25 protein-coding genes are annotated in these 24,748 nt (G+C 71.1%); 14 read left to right on the top strand and 11 right to left on the bottom strand.

Going from position 1 to position 24,748, the window contains the following annotated elements:
- The 4 genes from ACYVKY_RS01405 to ACYVKY_RS01390 form a co-directional block, all read left to right on the top strand.
- The coding region (locus tag ACYVKY_RS01405; RefSeq protein WP_460433199.1) for an oxamate carbamoyltransferase subunit AllH family protein at window positions 1-401 on the top strand (401 nt) is incomplete at its 5' end.
- Window positions 398-1,909 (top strand): FdrA family protein, encoded by a 1,512-nt coding sequence (locus ACYVKY_RS01400; RefSeq protein WP_460433198.1) that lies wholly within the window; start codon window positions 398-400, stop codon window positions 1,907-1,909. The genes ACYVKY_RS01405 and ACYVKY_RS01400, both read left to right, overlap by 4 nt.
- Entirely contained in the window at window positions 1,906-3,330 is a 1,425-nt protein-coding gene (locus ACYVKY_RS01395; RefSeq protein ID WP_460433197.1) for a YlbE family protein, read from the top strand. The genes ACYVKY_RS01400 and ACYVKY_RS01395 overlap by 4 nt, the downstream gene beginning before the upstream one ends.
- 315 nt (window positions 3,331-3,645) lie before the next feature.
- The gene (locus ACYVKY_RS01390; protein WP_460433196.1) at window positions 3,646-3,960 is read left to right on the top strand and encodes a hypothetical protein; all 315 of its coding nucleotides are present in this window, start codon (window positions 3,646-3,648) and stop codon (window positions 3,958-3,960) included.
- Window positions 3,961-4,188: 228 nt separating this feature from the next.
- Here ACYVKY_RS01390 and ACYVKY_RS01385 read toward each other — a convergent pair whose 3' ends face one another.
- Both ACYVKY_RS01385 and ACYVKY_RS01380 read right to left on the bottom strand, forming a co-directional pair.
- Window positions 4,189-4,578, bottom strand: coding sequence for a type II toxin-antitoxin system death-on-curing family toxin (locus ACYVKY_RS01385; RefSeq protein ID WP_460433195.1), 390 nt, complete (start codon window positions 4,576-4,578; stop codon window positions 4,189-4,191).
- The gene (locus ACYVKY_RS01380; RefSeq protein WP_460433200.1) at window positions 4,575-4,766 is read right to left on the bottom strand and encodes a DNA-binding protein; all 192 of its coding nucleotides are present in this window, start codon (window positions 4,764-4,766) and stop codon (window positions 4,575-4,577) included. Before ACYVKY_RS01380 ends, ACYVKY_RS01385 begins: the two co-directional genes overlap by 4 nt.
- Before the next feature lie 676 nt (window positions 4,767-5,442).
- Between ACYVKY_RS01380 and ACYVKY_RS01375 the strand changes: the two genes are divergently transcribed.
- Window positions 5,443-5,805: a hypothetical protein gene (locus ACYVKY_RS01375; protein ID WP_460433194.1), complete on the top strand. Its 363-nt coding sequence runs from the start codon at window positions 5,443-5,445 to the stop codon at window positions 5,803-5,805.
- Window positions 5,806-6,553: 748 nt separating this feature from the next.
- Here ACYVKY_RS01375 and ACYVKY_RS01370 read toward each other — a convergent pair.
- Window positions 6,554-7,255, bottom strand: a complete 702-nt coding sequence (locus ACYVKY_RS01370) for a hypothetical protein (protein WP_460433193.1) — start codon at window positions 7,253-7,255, stop codon at window positions 6,554-6,556.
- A 1,723-nt stretch (window positions 7,256-8,978) separates the two neighbouring features.
- Here ACYVKY_RS01370 and ACYVKY_RS01365 point away from each other — a divergent pair.
- Window positions 8,979-10,412 carry a hypothetical protein gene (locus ACYVKY_RS01365; RefSeq protein WP_460433192.1) on the top strand — a complete coding sequence of 478 codons (1,434 nt, stop codon included), beginning with the start codon at window positions 8,979-8,981 and terminating at the stop codon, window positions 10,410-10,412.
- A 152-nt stretch (window positions 10,413-10,564) separates the two neighbouring features.
- Here ACYVKY_RS01365 and ACYVKY_RS01360 read toward each other — a convergent pair whose 3' ends face one another.
- The 4 genes from ACYVKY_RS01360 to ACYVKY_RS01345 all read right to left on the bottom strand — a co-directional run bounded on the left by ACYVKY_RS01360 (window position 10,565) and on the right by ACYVKY_RS01345 (window position 13,419).
- Entirely contained in the window at window positions 10,565-11,338 is a 774-nt protein-coding gene (locus ACYVKY_RS01360; RefSeq protein WP_460433191.1) for a hypothetical protein, read from the bottom strand.
- A complete protein-coding gene (locus ACYVKY_RS01355) occupies window positions 11,319-12,188 on the bottom strand; it encodes a hypothetical protein (RefSeq protein WP_460433190.1) in 870 nt (289 codons plus the stop codon). Before ACYVKY_RS01355 ends, ACYVKY_RS01360 begins: the two co-directional genes overlap by 20 nt.
- Window positions 12,189-12,559: 371 nt before the next feature.
- On the bottom strand, window positions 12,560-12,952 hold the full coding sequence (locus tag ACYVKY_RS01350; RefSeq protein ID WP_460433189.1) for a nuclear transport factor 2 family protein: 393 nt from the start codon (window positions 12,950-12,952) through the stop codon (window positions 12,560-12,562).
- 23 nt (window positions 12,953-12,975) lie between these two features.
- Window positions 12,976-13,419 carry an RDD family protein gene (locus tag ACYVKY_RS01345; protein ID WP_460433188.1) on the bottom strand — a complete coding sequence of 148 codons (444 nt, stop codon included), beginning with the start codon at window positions 13,417-13,419 and terminating at the stop codon, window positions 12,976-12,978.
- 133 nt (window positions 13,420-13,552) lie between these two features.
- Here ACYVKY_RS01345 and glnA point away from each other — a divergent pair, with 133 nt between their 5' ends.
- The 4 genes from glnA to cobS all read left to right on the top strand — a co-directional run bounded on the left by glnA (window position 13,553) and on the right by cobS (window position 17,248).
- Window positions 13,553-14,977: a type I glutamate--ammonia ligase gene (glnA, locus tag ACYVKY_RS01340; RefSeq protein WP_460433187.1), complete on the top strand. Its 1,425-nt coding sequence runs from the start codon at window positions 13,553-13,555 to the stop codon at window positions 14,975-14,977.
- A 204-nt stretch (window positions 14,978-15,181) separates the two neighbouring features.
- Window positions 15,182-15,355, top strand: a complete 174-nt coding sequence (locus ACYVKY_RS01335) for a CsbD family protein (RefSeq protein ID WP_460433186.1) — start codon at window positions 15,182-15,184, stop codon at window positions 15,353-15,355.
- A gap of 91 nt (window positions 15,356-15,446) precedes the next feature.
- Window positions 15,447-16,460, top strand: a complete 1,014-nt coding sequence (gene cobT, locus ACYVKY_RS01330) for a nicotinate-nucleotide--dimethylbenzimidazole phosphoribosyltransferase (protein ID WP_460433185.1) — start codon at window positions 15,447-15,449, stop codon at window positions 16,458-16,460.
- Between the two features lie 17 nt (window positions 16,461-16,477).
- Window positions 16,478-17,248, top strand: coding sequence for an adenosylcobinamide-GDP ribazoletransferase (gene cobS, locus ACYVKY_RS01325; protein ID WP_460433184.1), 771 nt, complete (start codon window positions 16,478-16,480; stop codon window positions 17,246-17,248).
- Here cobS and ACYVKY_RS01320 read toward each other — a convergent pair.
- From ACYVKY_RS01320 to ACYVKY_RS01310, 3 genes are all read right to left on the bottom strand, one after another.
- Entirely contained in the window at window positions 17,229-18,500 is a 1,272-nt protein-coding gene (locus ACYVKY_RS01320; RefSeq protein WP_460433183.1) for an MFS transporter, read from the bottom strand. The genes cobS and ACYVKY_RS01320 overlap by 20 nt on opposite strands.
- On the bottom strand, window positions 18,497-19,669 hold the full coding sequence (locus tag ACYVKY_RS01315) for a type III PLP-dependent enzyme (protein ID WP_460433182.1): 1,173 nt from the start codon (window positions 19,667-19,669) through the stop codon (window positions 18,497-18,499). The genes ACYVKY_RS01320 and ACYVKY_RS01315 overlap by 4 nt, the downstream gene beginning before the upstream one ends.
- A gap of 290 nt (window positions 19,670-19,959) precedes the next feature.
- The gene (locus tag ACYVKY_RS01310; protein ID WP_460433181.1) at window positions 19,960-20,415 is read right to left on the bottom strand and encodes a response regulator; all 456 of its coding nucleotides are present in this window, start codon (window positions 20,413-20,415) and stop codon (window positions 19,960-19,962) included.
- Window positions 20,416-20,542: 127 nt separating this feature from the next.
- Here ACYVKY_RS01310 and ACYVKY_RS01305 point away from each other — a divergent pair, with 127 nt between their 5' ends.
- The gene (locus tag ACYVKY_RS01305; protein WP_460433180.1) at window positions 20,543-21,193 is read left to right on the top strand and encodes a response regulator transcription factor; all 651 of its coding nucleotides are present in this window, start codon (window positions 20,543-20,545) and stop codon (window positions 21,191-21,193) included.
- Between the two features lie 14 nt (window positions 21,194-21,207).
- Entirely contained in the window at window positions 21,208-22,554 is a 1,347-nt protein-coding gene (locus ACYVKY_RS01300) for a PAS domain-containing protein (RefSeq protein ID WP_460433179.1), read from the top strand.
- On the opposite strand, the gene ACYVKY_RS01295 is transcribed toward ACYVKY_RS01300, so the two are convergent.
- Window positions 22,521-23,417, bottom strand: a complete 897-nt coding sequence (locus ACYVKY_RS01295) for an aldo/keto reductase (protein WP_460433178.1) — start codon at window positions 23,415-23,417, stop codon at window positions 22,521-22,523. The genes ACYVKY_RS01300 and ACYVKY_RS01295 overlap by 34 nt on opposite strands.
- 84 nt (window positions 23,418-23,501) lie before the next feature.
- On the opposite strand from ACYVKY_RS01295, the gene ACYVKY_RS01290 reads away from it, so the two are divergent.
- Together ACYVKY_RS01290 and ACYVKY_RS01285 are read left to right on the top strand one after the other, a co-directional pair.
- Window positions 23,502-23,891 (top strand): response regulator transcription factor, encoded by a 390-nt coding sequence (locus ACYVKY_RS01290; protein WP_460433177.1) that lies wholly within the window; start codon window positions 23,502-23,504, stop codon window positions 23,889-23,891.
- Window positions 23,888-24,748, top strand: an 861-nt coding sequence (locus ACYVKY_RS01285) for a HEAT repeat domain-containing protein (protein ID WP_460433176.1), incomplete at its 3' end; no start/stop codon positions are given. The genes ACYVKY_RS01290 and ACYVKY_RS01285, both read left to right, overlap by 4 nt.

Raw genomic sequence — 24,748 nt, 5'->3', positions numbered from 1 at the left:
TGGAGGAGGGCGTTGCTCTGCTCGAGCTGTGCACGCTGCTCGTCGAGCTGCGCGGCCTCCGCCCCGGCCTCACGCCCACGGGCGACGACGTGGTGGCGGGTGTGCTGCTCGCCTGCCGCGCGGTGCTCGAGCCCGAGCGCCTCGACCGGCTCGGGCGCAGCGTCCTCGCGGGCGCCCGGCTCGCGACCACGGTGGTGTCGCGCGGCATGCTCGCGGACGCGGCGGCCGGCTGGTGCCCCGACGTCGTCGCCCGGGGCCTCGCCGGCCTGCTGGCGCCGCGCGCTGCCGTCGGTGACGCCGTGGTCGCCGACCTGCTGCGCGTCGGGCACACCTCGGGCGGCGACCTGCTCGTCGGCGCCGCCGCGGTGCTGGAGGCGTCGGCGCGGGCGCGCGTCCCGTGAGGGACCACGTCGAGGTCCGGCACGGCGAGTACCACGACTCGGTGGCCCTGCTGCAGGTGAGCAGCAGGCTCGCCGCGCTCGACGGCGTCGCCGTGGCGCAGGTCGCGATGGCGACCCCCCTGAACCTCGACGTGCTGACCACCGCCGGGTTCGCGCTGCCCCCCACGGTGCCCGACGACCTCGTGGTGGCCGTGCGCACCGAGACCGGGGCGGACGACGAGGCGGTCGTCGCGGTGGTGCTCGCCGCCCTGACCGACGCGCTCGCCGCGCGCGAGCGTCCCGCGTCGGGCGACACCGCCGTGCCCGCCCGCACCACCCGGTCGGCCGTGCACCGGTCGGGTGCGCCGCTGGTGCTCGTGTCGGTGCCGGGCGAGCACGCCGCCGCCGAGGCCTGGGACGCCCTCGACGCCGGCGCAAGCGTGATGCTGTTCTCCGACAACGTCTCCGTCGACGACGAGGTCGCGCTCAAGCGCGCGGCGTCCGAACGCGGCCTGCTCGTGATGGGGCCCGACTGCGGCACCGCGGTCGTCGGCGGCGTCGGGCTCGGCTTCGCGAACGCGGTGCGGCCCGGGCCGGTGTCGCTCGTCGCCGCGTCGGGCACCGGCGCGCAGCACCTGATGGCGCTGCTCGACCACGCCGGCGTCGGCGTGCGCCACTGCCTCGGGGTGGGCGGACGCGACCTGTCGTCGAGGGTCGGAGGGCTCGGCGCGCTGTCGGCGCTCGGTCTGCTGGCCGACGACGAATCGACCGAGCTCGTCGTGCTGGTGTCGAAACCGGCCGATCCGCAGGTGGTCTCGTCGCTGGAGGCACGAGCCGGCGAGCTGGGAACGGCGCTCGTGCGGGCGACGCTCGGACCCGACCAGCCCGACCTCACCGCTGCCGCCGAGCAGGTGCTCGACCGGCTCGGCGTCGCCGTCCCGCAGTGGCGGTCGTGGGGCGCCGCGTCCGCCGCCCCCTCCCCCGGTCTGCTGCGCGGGCTCTTCGCGGGCGGGACGTTGTGCGACGAGGCGATGGCGGTCGCCGCGCCCCGCCTCGGGCCGATCGCCTCGAACGTGCCGCTCGACGACGGCTGGCCGCGGCTCGACGCGCGCGGACCGGGCGCCCTGGCGGCGTCGTTCGCCGAGCAGGGGCACGCCGTGGTCGACCTGGGCGACGACTCGCTGACCGTCGGCCGCGCGCACCCGATGATCGACCCGTCGCTGCGGCTCGAGGCGCTCGAGGCGGCGGGAGCCGACCCCCGGGTGCGGGTGGTGCTGCTCGACGTCGTGCTCGGCCACGGGGCCCACCCCGACCCCGCGGCCGCGCACGCCCCGACCGTCCGCGACGCGCTCGCGGCGGCGCACGGGGACGGGCGCGACCTCGACGTCGTCGTGTCGCTCGTCGGCGCCCGCGACGACCCGCAGGGCCTCGAGCGCCAGGCGGAGGCGCTCGCCGACGCCGGCGCCGTCGTCCACCTGTCCAACGCCGCGGCCACCCGCGCCGCCCTCGACCTGCTGGGGGACGCGTGAACCCGCTGCTCGACGGCCCGTCGTCGGTCGTCACCGTCGGCGTCGACCTGTTCGCCGAGGCGCTGCGGGCGCAGGCGGTCGACGTGCAGGAGGTCGAGTGGCGCCCACCGCCCACCGGCACCGCCGCCGACCTGGCGCGCGTGCTGGCCGACCCGCGCCGCGAGGAGGCGAACCGGGTTGCGCTGCAAGGCGTCCTGGCGTCGGGAGCCGTGCTGGTCGACGTCCGACCCGCGGACGAGGCGCTCGGCCTGCGCCCGGGGACGTTCCTGCACGCCGGCCCGCCGATCGGGTGGGACCGCGCGTCCGGCCCGCTGCGCGGCGCGCTGGTCGGGGCGATGCTGCTCGAGGGCCTGGCCGACGACCCGGACGAGGCCGAGCGCCTGCTCGGTGACGGGCGGCTGCGCGACGGCTCGCCGATCGTGCTCGACCCGTGCCACCACCACGCGGCCGTCGGGCCGATGGCCGGCGTGGTGTCGCCGTCGATGTGGGTGTTCGAGCTGCGAGACCCGTCGTCCGGGCGCACGGCGTTCTGCTCGCTGAACGAGGGCCTCGGCAAGGTGCTGCGCTACGGCGCCTACGGCCCGGAGGTGGTCGAGCGGCTGCGCTGGATGTCGTCGGTGCTCGGACCGCTGCTGCAGCAGGCCGTCCGCCGCCGCGCGGCGTCCGAGGCCGGACCGGTCGACGTGCGGTCGATCGTCGCGCAGATGCTGCAGATGGGCGACGAGGGCCACAACCGCAACCGTGCCGGGACGATGATGCTGGTGCGCGAGCTCGTGCCCGAGCTGCTCGAGCTCGGTGCCGACCCGGCGCAGGTCGCCGAGGTGGTGCGGTTCTGCAACGGCAACGACCACTTCTTCCTCAACCTGGTGATGCCCGCCTGCAAGCTCGCGCTCGACGCCGGCCGCGACGTCCCCGGCTCGACGCTGGTCGTCGCGATGGCGCGCAACGGCACCGACTTCGGCATCCAGGTGTCGGGGACGGGCGACACCTGGTTCACCGCACCGGCGCTCGTGCCGGAGGGGCTCTTCCTCGGCAGCTACGGCCCGGACGACGCCAACCCCGACATCGGCGACTCGGCCATCACCGAGACGGCCGGCATCGGCGGGTTCGCGATGGCGGCGGCGCCGGCGATCGTCGCGTTCGTCGGCGGTGACAGCAGCACGGCAGTGCGCACGACGCGGCGGATGTACGAGATCACCCTCGGCGAGCACCCGGCGTTCCAGATCGCGTCGATGGCGTTCCGCGGCGTGCCGGTGGGCATCGACGTGCCGTCCGTGGTGCGCACCGGGATCCTCCCGCAGATCAACACCGGCATGGCCGGACGCGTCGCGGGCACGGGCCAGGTCGGGGCAGGGCTGGTCACTCCCCCGGCGGCGTGCTTCACGCAGGCGCTCGAGGCCCTGGCGGCACGGGTCGCCTGAGGCTGAGGTCCCTACCGCGCTGGCACGTTCCGTCGAAGCGGAACCAGACCTGCACGTACACCTGCGGCCCGTCCGCGCTCTGCAGCACGGCGTGGCCGTCCCGGGGCAGCGACTCGACGGTCGCGAGCACGACGTCCGGGGCCGGTGCGCGCACCACCGGACGTCCCGGTGTCGTCAACCGGCGGTAGCGGTGCTGGCGTGGACCGAGCGCTCGTCGAGCATCGGACGATCCGCGAACGTTGTTGTCGTACGAACCGGTTCGGACTGATCGACAACCCAGGCTGCGGGTCCTAGCGTCGTCCGATGCCTCCGTGGGTGATGACGATCCTGCAGCAGTTCGGTCGCGACATCCTGACCGGTGCTCCCGGGTTCATCGAGGGAGCGAAGAAGGAGTACGCGGCGGCGCGGGACCCTTACCTGGACAAGAAGCTGTACTGGCTCGCGAGCGGCGGCCAGGCCGAGGTCGACGCCAACGCGCACCGCTTCTACGACTCCATGACGGCAGAACAACGTCACCGACTCGCCGAGCTCCAGGCGTCGGGGACGTGGCCGCCGTACGAGAACACCAAGCCCAAGCACCGCCGGCCGTGGACCGGGGCCTGGGAATCCGTAGTGCTCCGACCGCGGTGACGATCGGGCAGCCCGCGTCGTGCGATGGACAGACCAGCCGCCGGACAACGAGTCGGATATCCGAGGCGAAAGAGATGGAGCGTCTCCGGCCGGTCCGGCGACACCGTAGACGTGGCGACACGCCCGGCATCCGACAGAGGTCGGGCGCGGCCAGTGCCACGACCACCTGATTCGAGAGGTCGCGGGGACGTCGAATCGGCCGCACCGCCGAGGCGCTGTCCTGCGCCGCTATGACGCGGCTCCGATCCGCGCGGCCAGCCAGGTCGCGATCTGCGGAACGTCCAACGCGCCGGCGGCTGCCTCCAGCATCATCTGCTCGGCATCGTCGACGGTGTAGGTGAGATCGCGGGCGTTGAGTCGGCAGAAGATGCGGGCGGCCGACCATGCCAGGCGCCTGTTGCCGTCCACCAGGGCGTGGGTGCGGACCAAGGAGTGCAGCAGCGCCGCGACCTTGTCCTCGAACGTCAGATAGGCGTCGTCGCCGAGCACGGTGGTCTTGGGTCGGGCGGCGGCCGCTGCGAGCAGACCCGGATCCTGCACAGCGACGTCGTCGAGCACACCGGATGCGACCTCGAGAAGGTCCTCGACCGAGAGGTAGTCCAGCTCCTCGGCGGTCACCGACTCAGACGCTCGAGCAGCTCTGCGTCTTCAGTCCGGACTCGCTCGATCGCAGCCCTCAGTCGCTGCGGACGCTCGGACACGTACTGCGCGATCGCAGCTCGGGCGACCTCCTGCATGGAACGCCCTTCCTGCTCGGCCCTCCGACGCAGGGCGTCGCTCTCGGCGTCCGTCAGCCTCAGGTTCATCGCCACATCCGGGATGGTACCGCGGCGGTACCAACGAGTACAGGGTCCTCAGCGAGCGGTGGTTGCGAGGTGGGCGCTTCGCGGCGGAGTGACGTAGGTCGTCGCAAGCGGCGAACGTCCGCGCTCTCCGGAGAACGCGAACCCGCTGCGTCGGGTCAGAGCTAGCTGGACTGCGTCGACGTCACCGGCGGACCAGGCCCTGTCCCGCGCGTCCACGAACCACACCGTCGCTGCCAGACCTCGGTCCAAGAGTGCGCCGATCTCCGCGACCCAGTGCGCGTCACGGCATTCGAGGATCAAGACCGACATTGATCTCGGGTCGGGCATTGGGCTGCGTTGGGCGGCCCACCCGTCCCATTCCTCGGCGGGCAACGCTGCCGGGTAGATGTTCGTCAGCGGTGCGAGCGGGGGAGAACAGTGAATCTCTTGATCAGTGCTCACGAACCGACCGTCAGACTGCAGGGTGGCCCGTACGTTCGCGTACAGGGCAGGGTCCAAGCTCAGAACGAGAACGGATGCAGGCACCGCTTTAGAGTAGATGGACCCACAACCCACTCGTTGTGCGCGCGAGCGCTGCTGCCAGGCAGGCCGCTTCGCGGCGGAGGGACGCGTCGCGCAACCACGCACTGTGGAGATGAGTAGCGGTCCCGCACCATGCGTCTGTCAGGATCGCGATGTGTCCAACAACCGATTCTCCGACCGCCTTGACCCAAGGTCCTACGAGAAAGACCTGATGGTGGGCGTGTACGAGGCAGAGCCGGACGAGGAGGACTCCGTGTGGATCTCGGAGAGACTGTTCAGACGGTTGACCCAGGTCGCCTCGGCCTATGAGCTCCACACATTGCCGATGTTGGGCGGCACGGATCCTGTCCCGTTGAACCGCGTGCGGTGCGAGGACCTACTCGACGAGGTCGCCTTCGTCGCGGAGCGGCTCAACGACCCCCTCGCTGTGGAAGTTGCCCAGTTGCTGACCAACTACCTGACGCGCCGAACGTGGAACCCTCGCTGGGATGGTTCTGTGACGTTCGAGGGCAACTAGGCAGCCCTCGTCTAGCGCAAACGTCCGATTCGCGGCGGAATGGGGCAGGTTCGGACGTGGCGTTGGCGATGCCTTGACTGCGAAAGTCTCAGGACCTGGTTCCGTTGGGGGTCGCCGCTTGGCTCAGCTTCGAGGCAAGTAGCCACGGGTCGAAGAGGTCGTCGGTCGGTAAGTGGGACACGTCAGCCAAGTATTGAGGTTCGCCTGCCGCGGTCATCTCGTTGGGATCGTCTGTCCCGACCGTCATGGGCACCCACCTGCCACCAGGGGCCGGTGACCGAAACGTCGGGACTCCCAGTACGTGCTCCGGCGCGTCGACTGCCATCGGACTCCACGTCCCGTCCTTGACGGCGCCGTCATGAGTCAGACCTACCCAGATCTCCGAGCTGAAGTCGGCCCGGCTCAGATCGGGCAGTTGCAACCACGCGAAGGCGCGAGCGATGAAGATGGCTTTCCGCGGCCGCCTATGAACGACCACGAGCGGGAAGCCGCCACCCTTCCAAGGCAGCCACAGCACGTCGCCCCGCTTCATGGCCCTGTCTCGACGCGTCGCGGCAGCTTGATCGCAAGGTAGCGGCGGACTGGGCCTTGGTGATGATGCCGCCCACTCGCGCTGAGCGGGCGTGCCGACGGGTGAGGACGAGGAGCCGAACTCGCGGCGGTAGGACGCGGTTCATCGCAACAGACGTTCGCCCTGAGGGCGTGTCGGCCTGCATCAGATGCGGTGGCCACCCAAAGACGCAGATGGTCAATTGCCGCTTTCGAGTTCCCTCGTCGCCGTAGTCCAGGCCTTTGGCGCGGGTCCGAAGGCGACGTTTCCCGCCTTGATGATGCCTTGGCTGAACACTGCATTTGACGCTCCGCCAATGACTGCGCCGATGCCAAAGGGAACTACCCGACCGAGCACCACGATTCCCTGCTTGGTCCCATACTTGACGACGAAGTGACGACCAAGAACTTTGTTGATGGCCGTCAATCTTGATGCCGGGATGCTCTTCACGAGCTGCCTGGCCCAATGCTGCCCGGTTCGCTCGGCGACCTGTTGGACGGACTTCGCGCCGGCTTCGCCGAGCATGACCGCCATCACGAGGGTCCGACGACGCTCGATGTCTTGGAGCGGCACACCCTGCACCGCCGCCCTGGACAGCACGTAGAGAGCCGTGGCGTTGAGGAAGGCGAGGGCCTCTCCACCGGAGAGTGCGAGCGCCACGGCGGTTCCCACCCCAGGTGCCGCGGCCGCAGCGCCGACTCCGGTACCGGCGCTAATCGTCGCCGCCCTGAACTCGCCGTTCAGTCGCTTGACGATCTCGCTCGGAGGGGCGTCCGGACGAGTGCGCCGCAGTCGGGCGATGTGCCGCTCGACGAGCGGGGCCTGGAGCGAGAGCGCCTTGTCGAGCAGGGCAAGCGCGGGGTGCGCCGCTGAGGCGACGGCATCGAGGTCCTTGGTCACGGGCGAACGCTAGCGCCGACGCCCGACAAGAAGGGCATTCGGACAACGAGGCACTCCCTCGGGCATCGCAGGGAATAGCTCACCGGGTCCCACACGAACGGACGGCACGCGGCGGAATGACTCGGGTGGCGTCGTGGCATCACTGATCGTCTAGGAGCCGGACTGCCGCTGGTCGATTTATAGCCACTTCAGGCGAGCAACATCGCGAGGTGTTCGTTCAACCGATTCCGTACCCCGCGTCCGAGCCACAGTTCGGAACGCCTGCTCTCGTAGTCGCTCACTCTCGCGGTGTGCAGCACACGCCCACCGTGGGCCGCCGCGATATTGCTATTGATCGAGTGGTACCAGTGTGTCGGCGAGTGAGCGCACCTCCCGCGCCAGACCCTGGTCGCTCTAGCTATCGGACGCCCGAGCGGTCGGTGCCACCTAGTGCACGCTGCCGCGGCAAGTCGCGAACAGCTCAAGCGCTAGCCCCCAATTCTTACTCCTGCGCCATTCCGCTGGCGCACGAGCATCGGTCACAGCGTACGGACTGGCACGCCGGGCCGGCAGCAACGCAGTGCAGCTGACGCCGCGGGTGCCTGCGGACGTACTTGGCCAGGCGGTGAGGGGCTCAAGTTCGAAGGCCAGGCTGGCCGAGTCGGGCCTTGGCGGAGAAGAGCGTCGGATACCTTCGTCGCGTCGCGACGGGGCTTCAAAGAGATACCCTCACCCGCTGAGGATGGCACCCGCTGCCGTGCTAGGAGGTCAAGTGCGAACACGCTTGCTGGGTGCTGCTCGTTGGGCAGTGGTGTGCCTTGCCACCCTCGGCGTCGGAATAGCGCTAGGCGCCGCACAGTACCCATCCATCAACAATTCATTTGAAGAACTTGCTACAGATTGTCCTACAGGCAACGCCTCTTTCCACCTCGAGACCGTTGTCGATCTTCAGCGTCGTGAGCCTATCGAACCGTCGGTATTGACGATCAGGGCCGATGATGTCCAGCCTGAGAACCCACGTCTCGACCCGGCTTCCCAGCCTGTGTCGATTGTTCGCTGTCTAGTAGGGGACCTACCTAGCCAACTGGTTTCATACGAATGGATGGACGGTGAAGCCTCGTTCGTGCTGCGCGTTTTTCCGGATGTAGCCGCAGGCGAAACGAGCAGCGATGTCCCCTCCCGCCAAGCAGGAGTGCGCCTCTCGTCCTCAGACCATCTCACGACACTGTCACAGTCGGTGTGCCCAGCGATGGAGGAGGATATCCAACGCGAAGCCTTGACGTGTAAGGCAAATATATTCGGCGACTATGACCTGATAGTTCGAGGCGCTGGTGTGGGACTAAACGCAGCAGTGGAGAGCGCCGACCCAGCGCCCAACGTGATCACCACAGCTCAAGCAGAGACTCGACTCGAATGGCACCAATCCGCTCGCACCGCCGTCGCCGTCGAAGTTAACGAACCGTGGCCCACTACTCTTGCGTGGTTTATGGAGTCCACTAGAGTCGTCGAGGGCCCCGCCATCGGCCCCTACAGGATCATCTTCGATATCAACTCCAACCTAGCCGGATGGTCCGCGTTCGTTGCAGTCATAACGCTGGTTCTTTACAAACCGTGGCCGACTCGTTTACGTGTCTTTCTTTCCGTCAGTATCGCTTTGGCGTTTACGTCAGTAATCTTCGTCGACTTTCAGGGACTGGGTGCACCGCGGTCTGCGTTAGCAAGTCTGGGGTGGGCCATGCTTCTAATGCTCTTCGCGCCCGTAAGTCATCGCGGCAAGCTGGCAATTCTCGCGACTCTCTCACTGCTTCTGGCGTTTGTCTTGGCAGCCGCTTCGGCCGCCCAGTACATGCGGGGCAACGATCCTCTCTGGGCCGAGTACGGGGCGGGGATAGTAGCGTTCGCGTTGTCGCTGTTCGCGCTTACACTGATCGTTAGGCGATCGCTTCTGGCCTGGCGCCCGCTGTTCCTTCCATCCTTGGGCCGGAATGCCCACCGTGTGGCGTGGCAGATCGGCGCCATCGCACTAATCACGTCAGTGGGAGTTGTCGTAGGTGGACATCTGGTCGCTATGGTCGGTTCGCAGAACCCGAACCGCCTGTCGCGAGTCCTGGTTGACTCCGCATGGTTGCAGGAGTTGCTCTTTCTGGCCGTCCCTCTTCTTGTCATCGCGGTCAACCTTCGTCAACTACGGGAGCTATGCGAATCGGCAAACGCTGCCAACCTGGTGGTTCTTGCTAGCCTCACGGGTATCGTGATGGCGCTGGCGAATCCGGCACAGGCGACGTTCCTCTATCAAAGCGGCTTGCCCTTACCTATATGGATTATCCAAGCGGCTGGTGCAGGTCTTACTGTTTGGATTGTCGTCGCGAAGTGCACTCGAGACAGCCGCGCTACGCTGCAAATCCGCCGAGTGTCGTTGGATTCTGCGTTGGCCGGACGATCCCTCTCTGACGAATACGACCGGCTTGATGAGGTCACCGATGGTCGGCAATCGCTTACGCGCGATCGCGACGCATCGCGCGCACGCATGCGTCTAGACCCGCGATGGCGAAACGATCACGCCCTTTTCAGTAGAGGCGTGACTGGTTCGGCTCGCGTGAATATCGCCTACGCAGCCACGATCGGCCTCACGCTGGGAGTGCTACCCACTGTCTACTTCAGCAGCGCTTTGATACTTGATGAGTTCAGTCAGACCGACGTGTCATCACTAACCATTCTTGCATTCGGGACGGCGACTGAACTCGCACGATGGGTGGTGCCTGCACTGTTGTTTGGTGCACTCTATAACTGGTTGCCGGGGCGGATTGGAATAGTGAAAGCGGCATGGCTGTCCGCCATGTGGATCCCTGGGGCCGCTTTGGCTCTAGCTGTCTCGATCTCTCTCGGTGCTGAATTCTCAATGCAACAGGTTTATTATCGGGGGTTGCAACTGCTGGTCTTGTTGACGAGCGTGGCCATCATCCTAGATTTCCAGGCAGTGCGCCGCGTTGGTGGAAGTTGGCGGACATTCCGCAAACTGTATCCTTTGAACACGTTCGCGGAGATCTCAGCATCGACAATACCGCTCCTGTTGGCCGCCATTGCACTTGCGCAGCAGATTGCGGCCGGGACCGGTCTCGACGTTGCCGCGTCATTCTTGGAAGGTGTAGCGGCGATTCCGACTTCCTCTATCCCTTAGGGCAGTCGCATCCCGGTATGCCAGAGCTGGTCGCGCACGCAACGTACGGTATGTCATGATGGGCCAGATTTACGTCCGCTTACGCCAACAGGTGGACAGGTCGCTCAGGACGGTGATATTCGAACCTAATCGTTTCGCCGAGGAGCCCCATGTCACCCGCCGAGCAGCGTCTCGGCGGCGGCGATGCCCGGGGGCAGGAGCATCACCGTCTCCGTCTCCCGGTCGTACTCGACGATCCGCTGCGCGTGCATCGGCGCGATCACGCGGGTTTTGAAGTTGTCGAGCCGGGGCGCCTCGACCCACGCACACAGATCCTCAACGGGGGTCGCCTCGTCAGGCTCCGAGTAGAGAAGCGTGAGCACTTGGTCCTTACGCGACATCTGTGGGTCCAGCACGCGCTTCCTCCCAGCGCCCGACCACACAACAGGCAACTCCCTCTCGGCTAGCGCGTCTACGACTCGCTGCGCATCCTCCATCGGGAGGGTCGACGTCACGCGGATCAACTCCGCGACGCACCAGTTCGCCAGCGCGACCACTGCCGATGCGTCCGCCTCGTGCGGGTCGACCTCCTCGCCCTCGTGTCCCATGCCCCGCTTATTGCGCATCGTGTACACAAAGTTCAGAGCTCGTGGGATCAGGACCCGAAATTCCTCGGGGCCAGCCGTTCTTGGAACCCTTTCCATGCTCTTGCAAAGGTCAGAAAAGTTCGAGAGCGAGGTCCCGAACGGCGTTGCGGAGCCGATCAACTCGTGTTGCAGGTACCGGATCAAGGTTTCGCAGATCTTGCCCGCCTGAACCCCACAGGAGTCGTACTCATGCGCACGGTGCGCGACCTTCATTTTGGTGTGGGCATTGGCCAGTCGCTTCCGATAGGCCGCGGGCACCCCCCCGAGGGCCTGCTCCAGCTCAGCCTGCGCTGTAGACATACTGCTTCTCGACCTTGTTCCTCTTAAGCTTCCCCTCGCGCAGTAGACGAATGAGCGTCGGCGAGAGGTCGCTGTTGGAGAAGTTGGTGGCTCTCTGGTCCCGGACGTGCTGCCTGATGTCGGCCATGCCTCGCGGTTCCGAGAAGTAGCCCTCGTCAATCAGGGACTCCAGCACTCCCTTCGGTCCGGTCCTGCGTCCGGTGCCAGCTGACGCGGTCTTCTGCGCGGGTGTCGCCTTATTGGCGGTCCTGGTCTTCTGGGCCGGGGCTGTGACCCTCTTTGTGCCGGGGCGCCGGCGTGGCCGCCCGCTGCTCGATGTGGTGCGCTGGTCGGCGGGTGCGCTCAGCCAGTCCTCGCCCGTCTTCATGACCCTGTAGATGATGGGGTCGTTCCCGCTCCTCTGACGGTCAATCTTGCTCCCGGCGGCGTCCATCGCCTGCGTGACGGCTTGCCGCGTAGTCTTGTGGCGAAACTTGTCCGTCAGGATCTTGGCGATCTCCGGTGATGTCAGCCCGTCGACGTCGGCCTCCCGCTTGGCTGCGACCAGGAGAGCGATCGAGCGGCCCTGGACCGACGTCTCCTGGTCGACCTCAGGGGCGGCGTCTCGCGCAATCGCCGTTACCTGCGCGACGCGATCGACCGCGGGTGTCTCAACATCTCCCCTGCCGGGCGTGGAGGGGGCGCGCTTCTTGGCCGCACGCCGGGGCGACGTAATCTTCTCGGCGGGCGTCCGCTCGCTGTTCGTGAGCATGTCCAGCGCACGGTTGAACGCGGCTTCCTGCATGGACTCCGGGACGACCGCGGCGATCTTGGCCGCCTCCTTGAAGAGTTCCTGCATGTCACTCGACATGTCCGCCCCCTTTCCGAGATGCGGACGCCAGCATGCCAGCGGCTCCAGGCTGGATGCGGGACTTCGGTTCGATTCGGGTCCTGCTGGGAGCGCTCGTCTGGTGGCCCAGCGGTTATTGGCCTCGAAAGCCCGCGCGGCGTGCGAGGAGCGCAGTTGCGGCTACGGCGCCACTGCGACGAGCGCCAATCGTAATGAATCCCAGGACCGGCCGGGCGGATGTCGAGCGTTGGCTGCGGCACCCTAGACGACGGGCAGCGGTCCACGAGCACGCCCACAGTGGGCGAATGGACGCGCCTCAACGTCGACGCAGTGCCGTCACCGGCGTCCGTTGCGGATTGGAGCGACGACCTGCCCTCTCACCTGACGACCGACTAGCTCGTCGGCGTCCCAGGCACGGCGGCGTCCCTCAGGGCGTCGTCCTCGGTCTCGAACCGGCGCACCGCCGTGACGAGCCCGCCTGCGACGCCGAAGACGACCCAGGTGTCGTGCTCGCTGCCGTCCCGCAGCTGCACCGGGGCGTCGTCCGTGGTGCGCCAGCGCGCCTTCTCGTGCACCACGGCGTGCCCGTCCGTGACGACGAGGTCGTGCTGGGGGCGCAGCTCGATGCCCGAGCGGACGAGCCACGCCCGCACCACCTCGTGACCGGTGCCAGTGCCTCGCGGACCGCCGACCGCGACGTCGGGCGCGCACAGCGCCACGGCGGCGTCGACGTCGTGCGCGTTGACGGCGTCGTGCCAGGCCTGCAGGACCTCGGTGGGGCTCATGCCCACGACGCTAGTGCCGGTGCCTACCGACGCACGAGCACCGTGCGGGCGGCGCGGTCGTGCAGGCCGCGCTGGTCCTTGTCGTAGACCAGCGGCGGCACGACCAGGCAGAGCAGAAGGGTGCGCACGAGAGCGGGCAGCGGTCCGACCCACCCGCCGTCGAGGCGCACCAGGCGCAGCCCGACCACGGCGTGGCCGGGCGAGGCGCCGATGGTGCCCAGGGTGATCACGTGCAGCAGGGCGAACAGGCCGAGCGTCCCCCACGGGTCGCCGCCCAGGAAGGTGTTCGACAGCAGCAGGCACGCGATCCAGTCGACCAGCACGCCGACGAACCGACGCGGGAACCGGGCGACGCTGCGGCTGCCCTCGGCCGGGAGGCCGAGCCGCTCCCCCGGGTACCGCGGGTCGCCGTCACCGGGGGTCGGCGGACCCTCCATCCACGAGAAGACGTCGCGCCGGCCGACCACGCGTGCAAGCCTACGGCGACGTAACGCGGCGGAAACACTCGGGACACCCTCGAGCAACAGCCCGTCCGTAGCGTCGTCGACGACCCCGAACCCGCTGGGCGCGCGACCGTGCGCGCCGACGAGGAGGCATTGGATGTTCAAGGACGCCGCCGAGGTGCTGAAGTACCTCAAGGACGAGGACGTGAAGTTCGTCGACGTCCGGTTCTGCGACCTGCCCGGCCAGATGCAGCACTTCAACGTCCCGGCCGCGTCGGTCGACGAGGCGTTCTTCACCGACGGCCAGATGTTCGACGGGTCCTCGATCCGCGGCTTCCAGGCGATCCACGAGTCCGACATGAAGCTGATCCCGGACGTGTCGACCGCCTACATCGACCCGTTCCGCACGCACAAGACGCTGAACGTCAACTTCGCGATCGTCGACCCGCTGACCGACGAGCCCTACAGCCGCGACCCGCGCCAGGTGGCCGCCAAGGCCGAGGCGTACCTGAAGTCGACCGGCATCGCCGACACCGCGTTCTTCGCGCCCGAGGCCGAGTTCTACATCTTCGACGACGTGCGCTTCGAGACCAAGCAGAACGCCGGCTACTACTACATCGACTCGATCGAGGGCGCCTGGAACAGCGGCCGCGTCGAGGAGGGTGGCAACCTCGGCCACAAGACGCCCTACAAGGGCGGCTACTTCCCGGTGCCGCCGGTCGACCACTACGCCGACCTGCGCGACGCCATCTGCGCCGAGCTCGACGCCCTCGGCCTGCAGGTCGAGCGCTCGCACCACGAGGTCGGCACCGCGGGCCAGGCCGAGATCAACTACCGCTTCGACGAGCTCGCCAAGTCGGCCGACAAGGTGATGCTCTTCAAGTACGTCGTGAAGAACGTCGCGCACCAGTTCGGCAAGACGGTCACCTTCATGCCGAAGCCGCTCTTCGGCGACAACGGCTCCGGCATGCACGTGCACCAGTCGCTGTGGAAGGACGGCTCGCCGCTGTTCTACGACGAGCGCGGCTACGGCGGCCTGTCCGACACCGCCCGCTGGTACATCGGCGGTCTGCTCAAGCACGCGCCGTCGCTGCTGGCGTTCACCAACCCGACCGCCAACTCGTTCCACCGGCTCGTGCCGGGCTACGAGGCGCCGGTGAACCTGGTCTACTCGGCCCGCAACCGCTCGGCCTGCGTCCGCATCCCGATCACGGGCTCGAACCCCAAGGCCAAGCGCATCGAGTTCCGCGTGCCCGACCCGTCGTCGAACCCGTACCTGGCGTTCTCGGCGATGCTGATGGCCGGCCTCGACGGCATCAGGAACCGGATCGAGCCGGCCGACCCGGTCGACAAGGACCTCTACGAGCTGCCGCCCGAGGAGCACGCGTCGATCCCGCAGGTGCCGGGCTCGCTCGGCGCCGTGCTCGACGCGCTCGAGGAGGATCACGACTACCTCACCGAGGGCGACGTGTTCACCCCCGACCTGGTTGAGACCTGGATCGAGTACAAGCGCACCAAGGAGATCGACCCGCTGCGGTTCCGCCCGCACCCGCACGAGTTCGAGATGTACTACGACTGCTGAACGTCGACTCGGACGACGCCCCGGTCACCCGCTGCGGTGGCCGGGGCGTCGTCGTCCGCCACGACGGTGACCGGGGGGTGCCGCCCAGGTGGGGAGCGGTGTGACGGGCGTCATACCGCGATCGCGTGCGCTTCGGCCGTGCCGCTGCGACCGACCTGTGAACGGCCCGACCGGGCCGTCCCCACGAGAGAGGGAGGTCGCACCGTGAGCGCCACCGACAAGGCGAAGAACACCGCGCAGAACCTGGCCGGCAAGGCCAAGGAGGCCGTGGGCAAGGTCACCGACAACGAGCGCCTCGAGGCCGAGGGTCGCGCCGACCAGGCCAAGGCCGACACCAAGCAGGCCGGCGAGAAGGTCAAGGACGTCTTCCGCGACTGACCCCACCCTCTCGCACGACGCCTCGCACGACGCCGACCCCGGGCCCACACCCGGGGTCGGTCCGCGTCCGGGCACCGACCAGGATGTGCCGGTGCCCACCGACCTCGAGACGCTCGTCCGGGCGCGCCTGGACGCCAAGACCAAGCCGGTCGGGTCCCTCGGTGCGCTCGAGGACCTCGCGGTGCGCCTCGCCGTCGCGCTCGGGACGCCGCACCCACGGCTGACCGAACCGCAGGTGGTGGTGTGCGCCGCCGACCACGGTCTCGCGCGGCACGGAGTCTCGGCCTACCCGGCGGAGGTGACCCGGCAGATGGTGGCCGGCTTCCTCGCGGGCGGCGCCGCGATCGCGGTGCTCGCACGCCAGCACGGCCTCGGGCTGACCGTCGTCGACTGCGGCACGCTCGACGCGCCCGACGCCGCACCAGGTCTGCTGTCGCGCCGCCTCGGCGCCGGCACCGCCGACTGCACGACAGGCCCCGCGATGACCGCGACCACCGCGGCCACGGCGCTCGAGCAGGGCCGCGAGCTCGCCGCGTCGCTGCCCGGCAACGCCGTGCTGCTGGGCGAGATGGGCATCGGCAACACCTCGTCGGCCACCCTGCTCGCGTCGCTGCTGCTCGAGCGGCCGGTCGCCGAGCTGCTCGGCCCCGGCACCGGTCTGGACGACGCGGGCCTGGCCCGCAAGCGCGCCGTGATCGAGCGGGCGCGCGAGCTGCACGCCGGCGCCCGGGAGCCGCTCGACGTGCTCGCCCGCGTGGGTGGCTTCGAGATCGCCACGCTCGTCGGCGTCGTGCTCGGCTGCGCCCGGGAGCGCCGGGTCGTGGTCGTCGACGGCTTCATCACCGCGGCCGCGGTGCTCGTCGCCGAGCGGCTGTCCCCCGGCGCGGTCGACGTGTGCGTGGCGGCCCACCGGTCGGCCGAGCCCGGTCACGGTGCCGTCCTCGAGGCCCTCGGGCTCGTCCCGCTGCTCGACCTCGGCCTGCGGCTCGGCGAGGCGTCCGGTGCCGCGCTGGCGTGGCCGCTGCTGCAGAGCGCCTGCGCCGTGCTCGCGGAGATGGCGACCTTCGAGGACGCCGGCGTGTCCGGCCCGGCGGGGGCGGGCTGAGCGTGCGCGACCTCGTCGTGGCTCTGCAGCTCTACACCCGGGTGCCCGTCACCGGCCGGCTCGGCGCCTGGCTGGGGTACGACCCGGCCACCCTGCACCGCGCGGCGGCGCACCTGCCGCTCGTCGGCTGGCTGGTCGGGGCGCTGGCGGCGGGCGCTGCCGCGCTCGCAGCGCTCGCGTTCGACCCGCTCGTCGTCGCCGTCGTCGCCACCGCCACCTCGGTGCTGGTGACGGGCGCGTTCCACGAGGACGGGTTCGCCGACACCGCCGACGCGCTGGGCGGGCCGGCCGACCGCGACCGGGCGCTGGCGATCATGACCGACTCGCGCCTCGGCACCTACGGCGTCGTCGGCATCGTGCTGGTGCTCGCCGCGAAGGTCGCGCTGCTCGCCCAGGCGGCCGCCGACGGCACCGGGCTGATCGCCGTCGTGCTCGTCGTCGCCCACGTCGTGTCGCGGCTCTGCCCGTTGGTGGTGATGACCGCGCTCCCCTACGTCGGCGGCCTCGGCGCGAAGGCGAAGCCGATGGCCGATCGGGTCACGCGGCCCGCGCTCGTCGTGGCCGCCGGCTGGACCGCTCCCGCCGTCGTGCTGGCCGCCGTCGTCGTCGGTGTGGTGGCTGCCGCGCTGGCGCTGCTGGTCGCGGCCGCGCTCACCGCCGGGGCGGTCCGCGTGCTGCGCCGCCGGCTCGAAGGGTTCACCGGCGACACCCTCGGCGCGACCCAGCAGGTCTGCGAGCTCGGGGTGCTGGTCGCGCTCGTCGCCGGCGTCAGCGTGCTCGCGACCTGAGGGCGGGCTCGCGCAGGTCGACGACCTCGTCGCGCACGTCGACGACCCGCGGCACGACGGGTCCGCGGGCGAGCACGGCTCCCGCGAGGGCCACGACGCCGAGCACCACCATCAGCCAGCGGTGCCCGACCAGGCCCGCGAGCAGCGGCGTCCCGAAGGCGCCGGCCATCGCCGCGGCCACCATCGCGCTGTCGGTGGTACCGAGCACGCCCGCGCGGGCGTCGTCGCGCACCGCCCGCTGGATGTGACCGGTCGCCTCCGCCTCGACGAAGGTGGCCGCCGCGCCGGCCAGCGCCAGCGGCGCGAGCGCCCAGACGTGCCCGGTGGCGACGGCCACCGCCGCCACCGGGGCGCCCAGGAGCGCCATGCCGACGACCCCCCGCCGGCCGGGACGCACCACCAGACCCACTCCCAGCGCGACCACCGGCCCGGCCAGGGCGCCGAACCCCAGCGCCGCGGTCGCCAGCCCGTAGCCCACCTCCGCCGACCCCCACACGTCGGCGGCGAGGCCCACGAGCGCGACGCCCGTGCCGGCCAGCACCAGGTTGACGACGCAGATCGCCGCGATGGCCCGAAGCGCTGCGGCGTTGTGCCGCAGCGGCTCCGGTGCGGCACTGGTCGACACCGGCACCACCGCGGGCAGCCGCACCCCGGCCATGAGCAGCAGCGCAGCCAGCACGAGGGCGACGGCGACGGGCACCGCGACCGGCCGCAGCGCCGGCACCAGCAGCAGCCCGCCCAGCGCCGGGCCCACCACGAACGAGGCCACCTCGACGGTGACGAGCAGGCCGGTCAGCCGCTCGGACCGGCGCCCGGCCAGCGCGGGCATGCCCGCCGCCAGCGCGGGGTAGGCCGGCGTCGCGACCGCCACGGCGAGGGTCGCGGCGACGACCGCCAGAGCCACCCGGTCGGCGAGCAGCGCGCCCCCGACGGCGACGAGCAGCACCACCCGGCCGACGAGGGTCGCCCGCACCAGCCGGTCGCGCCGCACGCGGTCGCCGAGCCGGGCGGCGCACCACGAGATCGCCACGTACGGCAGCATCCTCGCGGCAGCGGCCAGCCCCAGCACCCACGGGGACGACGACCGCTCCGACACCTCGAGCAGCAGCAGCGGCCACGGCAGCGACATGCCCACGGCGGCGAGGGCGTGCGCCAGCACCACGCGCTCGGGTGCACGCCGCGAGGCGGACGTGCTGCGGTGCAGCGGGTCCCGCTGCCGCGGGACCGACGGGACCGACGGACCCGCGGTCACCGGACGTGCACGGTCGGCAGCGGCGCGAAGCCGTTGAACCCGACGGTCGAGTAGCTCGACGTGTAGGCGCCGGTCGAGTGCAGGTGCACGAGGTCGCCCTCGTCGAGCGCGAGCGGCAGCTGCACCGGGACGTCCTGGTAGAGCACGTCGGCGCTGTCGCACGTCGGCCCGGCGAGCACCGCGGGCCCGGTCGGGCCGCCGTCGGCCGAGGTGCTGATCCGGTACCGGATCGCCTCCTCCAGCGTCTCGACCAGGCCGGTGAAGACGCCGGCGTCGAGGTAGACCCACCGCGTCCCGCCGCGGTGCAGCACGGCGATGACCGAGGCCACGAGCGTGCCCGCGTCGCCGACCAGCCCCCGTCCGGGCTCGACCAGGGTCTGCGGCACGTCGTCGCCGAACGCCCGCACGAGCGCGGCGCGGATGGCCGCGCCGTAGGCGCCGAGCTCGGGGTGGTCGCCGTGGTGGTCGGCCGGGAAGCCGCCGCCGAGGTCGACCAGCCACGGCCGCAGCCCGTCGGCGCGCAGCGCGCGGAACACCCTCGCCGACGCCTCGACCGGTGCGACCCACGCCTGCGGGTCGCGCTGCTGCGAGCCGACGTGGAACGCGGTGCCGGCCGGGTCGAGCCCGAGTGCCGCTGCGGTGCGCAGGATCTCGACCGCCTCGTCGGTCGAGCACCCGTACTTGCGCGAGAGCGGCCAGTCCGAGCCCGAACCCGAGGTGACGAGCCGGCAGAGGACCGACGACCCCGGCGCCGCCTCGGCGACCTTGCGCACCTCGGCGGGCGAGTCGACGACGAGGAGCCGGACACCGCGCGCGTGCGCGTCCGCGACGTCCGCACGGCGCTTGACCGGGTTCGAGTAGACGAGCTCGCCCGCCGCCGCACCGGCGCCGACGGCCAGCCCGACCTCGGCCGGCGAGGCGACGTCGAACCCGACGCCCGCCGCCGCCAGGGCGGCGAGCAGCCGCGGGTCGGGGTTGGCCTTGACGGCGTACCGGATCGCCGTGCCGGGCAGCGCGGTGCGCAGCGCGTGGGCGCGGGCGACGGCGGCGCCGACGTCGAGGGACAGGTACGGCGTGGCCGGCAGGGCCACCGCGGCGGCGCGCGGGAGGTGGACGACGTCGAGGTCGCGGGCCAGGGGCTGGCGGGGGACGCACGGCAGAGCGGGCACGGGTCGACCTCCTGCGGGAACGGTGTGCTCGCAGGAGCGCCGGGACGACGCGGCTGATACCGCCCGACGGGCCGGGACGAGGGAGCCGGGACGAGGGAGCCGGGACGACGAGGACCCCGGCCGGGGGGGGCGGCCGGGGTCCTCGTCCGCGGGAGCCGGGTGCGGTCTGCTCGGCACCGGGACCGTCGCGTCGGGTCGAGGGGGAACCCGATACCCGTAGTCCACACCCGTGGTGCGGTCCGTCCCAGGCCCGGATGCACCGTTCTCCCTGGTGCATCCGCACCGGGTGGTCAGGCGGGGCGGCGGGGGAACGCGGTGACGAGCACGTCGAGCACGGCCGCGGGGCCGGCGCCGATGAGCACGGCGTCGCCGAGCGCGCACCGGGTGACGCAGCGCCCGAGGTCGACGTCGAGCCCCACCTTGCTGACGACGCCGCGCGCGCCGGCGAGCACCGCCGCGAGCGCCGTGGAGACGTCGTCCTTGCCGGTGACGACGACCACCCGCGTCGCCGGCGAGGCGGCGACCACCGCGGCCACCAGGTCGGCTCCCCCGCCCGGCATCGACCAGTCGGTGACCAGGACGTCGGCCTCGTGCCGGCGCACGACGTCGAGCGCCTGCGACCCGTCCGGCAGGACGGCGCAGAGCTCGATCTCGGGCTGGGCGCGCAGAGCGGCTGCGGCCGCGTCCCGGAACAACCGGTCGTCGTCGGCCAGGACGGCGCGCAGCGGCCGGGTCGGGGAGTCCACGTGGCGAATTGTCCCGGGACGCCCTGCGCCGCACCGGCTGCCGACGCACCCCCCGTTCTGGTGCGAACGCACTAGCGGGGTGTGTACGTTGGCGAACGCGTACTCGCTCGGAGGGGGTGGAGGCACGTTGGCACGGCCGACTCGGGTCCTGGTCGTCGACGACCACAACATGTTCGCCTCGGGCGTCAGCACGCTGCTGGCCGCCGAGGACGACCTCGAGGTCGTCGGGCACGTGGGCGATCTCGCGTCCGCGCGGCACCGCCTCGCCGTCGACGAGGTCGACGTCGTGCTGCTCGACCAGCGGCTGCCCGACGGCAGCGGCGTCGACGCGATCCCCGACCTCAAGCAGGTGGCACCGGGCGCGCGCATCGTCGTCCTCACCGGTGCGGCCGACGAGGCGACGATGGTGCGGGCGATGGAGCACGGCTGCGCAGGCTTCCTCGAGAAGGACCGCAGCGTCGAGGACCTCGTCCTCGCCGTCCGCTCGGCGGCGGCGGGTGAGGCGATGGTCAGCCCGGCGCTGCTGGCCCGGTTGATCGCGCGGATGCAGCAGGGGCCGGCCGGCGTCGGGTCCGACCTGACCCCGCGCGAGCGCGAGGTGCTCGGGCTGGTCGCCGAGGGCCTGGGCAACGCCGCGATCGGTGCGCGGCTGCACGTCAGCGTCAACACGGTGCGCAACCACGTGGCCAACGTGCTGGCCAAGCTCGGCGTGCACTCCAAGCTCGAGGCGCTGTCGGTCGCGGTGCGCGAGGGGCTGCTGCCGGGGCGGCCCGGGTGACGTCGGAGGGCGCCGTGTCCTCGTCGCTGCTGCACGAGCTGCTCGCGGTGCAGGACGCCGAGCGGGCGCGCATCTTCGGTGGCCTGCACGACGACACGATCCAGGTGCTCGCCGCGCTCGGCCTACGTGCCACCGCGCTGCGCCGCGCCGAGGGGGTCTCCCCCGAGGTCGACGCCGAGCTGGCCGAGGTCGCGCGCGAGCTGGCCGCTGCGGGCCGCCGGCTGCGGCACCTCGTCACCGACGCCGAGCCGGAGGCGCTGGCTCGCGACGGGCTCGGCCCCGCGCTCGGGACGCTGCTGCTCAACCTGGTGCCGAGCGCGCGGCACCACCTCGAGGTCGAGGGCTCCCCCGGTCCGGACGCCGCCAGGGTGCTCTACGAGGTCGCCGTCGAGGCGGTGCGCAACGTGGCCCGGCACGCGGGCGCGCGCACCGTCGAGGTGAGCGTCCGCGAGCGCGACGGCGCCTGGGAGCTGGTGGTGCGCGACGACGGGGTCGGCGCCGCGGCGGACGTGCCGGAGGGGCTCGGCCGCCGGTCTATGCGCAACCGGATCGGTGTGGCCTCGGGGGTCCTCGACGTGCGCACGGCACCCGGCGAGGGCACCACGGTGACCGCCCGGGTGCCCACCACCGGGTGGGCGCTGGACGCCTGGGACGCCGGCGGCAGCACCCGCGACATGCGCTCGGCCGTCGACGCCATCCTGCGCGGCGTGTCCGACCCGTTCATCGCGGTCGACACGCAGTGGCGGTTCGTCTACCTCAACGACCGGGCCGCCGAGTTCTACGGCCGTCCGGCCGACGACCTGCTCGGCAAGGGCATGTGGGACGAGTTCCCCGACGCCGTCGGTCAGCCGTTCTACCTCGCCTACCACCGGGCGATGGTCGAGCAGCGGTCGCTGCAGATCGAGGAGCACTACGAGCCGTACGACCGCTGGTACGAGAACCGCATCATCCCCTCGCCGCAGGGGCTGACGATCTTCTTCACCGACGTCACCGACCGGCACCGCCTGCGCCAGGACCGCTCGATCACCGAGTTCGGCACCGCCGTCACCGAGCTGTGGTCCACCGGCCTCGTCGGCGACCGCGACCCCGCGGCCGCCGTCGGGGCGTCCGCACGCGGCTGCGTCGAGGCGGGGCTGGCGCACGGGGTGCGGGTGCGCGCCGGTGTCGTGCGGGTCCAGGCAGGGACGCTCGACGACGTCGAGACGGCCGACCTGGCCGTCGGCGACGAGGTGATCGGGACGCTCGAGGTCGCCTGGACCCGCCCGTCCGACGACACCACCGCCCGGCTGACCCGCCGCACGGCGCAGATGCTGTCGATGCGGCTCGCTCAGGCGGGCATCCGGTCGAACGGCGAGGAGTAGGCCGGCGCCTGCGCGAGCACCCGGTCGACCTCGTCCGGGGTCAGCGCGTCCGGGCCCTCGGCGCGCTCGACCGCCCGCACCGTCGCGGCCAGCAGCCGCACGTCGCCCGCCGACGGGAACCCGCTGACCGCCTCCTCGGCGAGCACGAACGCGACGCACGCGTCGAGGTGCTCCTGGTCGTCCCACGGCTCGTACCAGGTGGCGTACGGCTGCTCCTCGCCCGGCAGCCAGTTGCGGCGGGCGACCGTCTTGATGGTGCGCAGCGCGACGTCGCGCCGGACGCACTCGTCGAGCAGCTCGCGGAACCTGGTGGCGTACGGCTCGCGGGTGCTGAGCAGGTGGTTCCACGGCGAGAGCACGGCGTCGAAGTCGAAGCGCCGCAACGCCTCCAGGTGCACCGACGGAGCCTCGTGCCCGTGGCCGGTGATGCCGAGGTGGGAGGTGAGGCCCTCGTCGCGGGCACGCACCGCGGCGGCGAGCGCGCCGGACGCCGGACCCGGGTCGCCCGTGACCTGGTCGAGCACGTCGAGCTCGCCGACGGCGTGGATCTGGAGCAGGTCGACCCGGTCGACCCGCAGCCGCGCGAGCGAGCGGTTGATCGAGGCCCACGCCTGCTCGTACCCGCGCTCCTCGACCTTGGTCGCGAGGAACACCTCGGGGGACGCCAGCCGCTCCGCCCACGGGCCGAGCCGCTCCTCCGAGCCGCCGTAGCTCGCGGCGGTGTCGACGTGGTTGATCCCGGCGTCGAACGCCTCCTGCAGCGAGGCGTCGGCGGTGTCCTGGTCGACCTCGCCGAGCATCGCGGCGCCGTAGACCAGCACCGAGGAGTCGAACCCGATCCGGCCGAGCCGTCTGGTGCGCATGACGCCATCCAACTCGCCTGCGGCGTCCTCGGCCACCCCGGGACTACGCTGCTGCGAACCGGGGCCGGGAACGGGAGGACACGGGTGCCGACGACCGATGCCACGCGCGTGCTCGTGGTCGACGACGACCGCGACATCCGCGACCTCGTCACCTTCAAGCTCGAGCAGGCGGGCTACGAGGTCCGCCAGGCCGAGGACGGCCTGCAGGCCCTCGACGCGGTGCGCGAGTGGGGACCCGACCTCGTCGTCCTCGACGTGATGATGCCCGGGCTGTCGGGCATCGACGTCACCCGCGAGCTGCGGGCCGACCCCGGCACCGCCGCGACCCCGGTCATCCTGCTGACCGCCAAGGCGCAGGAGGCCGACGTCGAGACCGGCTTCGTCACCGGCGCCGACGACTACGTCGTCAAGCCGTTCAGCCCGCGCGAGCTCGTGAGCCGGGTGCAGGCGGTGCTCGCCCGCGCACGGCGATGACTCCCGCGGCGGCCCTCAGCCTGGTCATCGCGGCCATCGGCGTCCTGGTCGTCGCCCTCGCGCTGCTGACCGTGGCGCGCCGGTGGTCCAACCGCCGCCGCGAGGCCCGCCGCCTGGCCGTGGCCGAGCCGCTGCGGCCGCTGCTGCTGACCCTGGTCGCCGGCGAGCCGGACGAGACCGAGGAGGCCGCCCGCGCGCTGGTGGCGCTCGACCGTCCCCGCTGGCGGGCGATCGAGCCCGACCTCGAGGCGATGCTGGTGAAGGTGCGGGGCGAGACGCACGAGTCGGTCGTCCGCGTCCTGGAGCAGCGCGGCTCGCTCGCGCGCGCGCTGCACCGGCTCACCTCGCGCGACCCGGTGCAGCGCGCCCGCGGGGCCGAGCTGCTCGGTGCCTGCCGCCGCGAGGGCGCCGCGGAGGACCTCGTCGAGCTGCTCGCCGACCCCGACCCCGAGGTGCGCACCGTCGCCGCCCGGGCCCTCGGACGCATCGGCTCGCCGCGCGCCGCGCTCCCCCTGCTCGCCACCATCGGCACCCGCGCCGACGTCCCCCCGCGGATCGTGGCCACCGCGCTGCTGCGCATCGGCGTCGCGGCGCACCCCGCGCTGGTGACGGCGATGTCCGACCCCGAGGCGCTGCGGCGGGCCACCGCCGCCGAGATCGCCGGGCTCGACGGCGCGGTCACCGCCGTCGACGGCCTGCTGCGCCTGCTCGAGCACGACGAGGCGGTCGAGGTGCGCATCCGCGCGGCGCGCGCCCTCGGCCGCATCGGCATGCCCCGGTCGACGCCGGTGCTCGTGGCGGCCACCGGCGACGACCAGGCGGTCGCGCTGCGCACCCTCGCGGCCCGCGCGCGCGAG

It is taken from the genome of Angustibacter speluncae (assembly GCF_054777815.1).
Note: the sequence above shows the minus strand (reverse complement) of the source record. Positions and strands in the feature narration are given on the sequence as shown.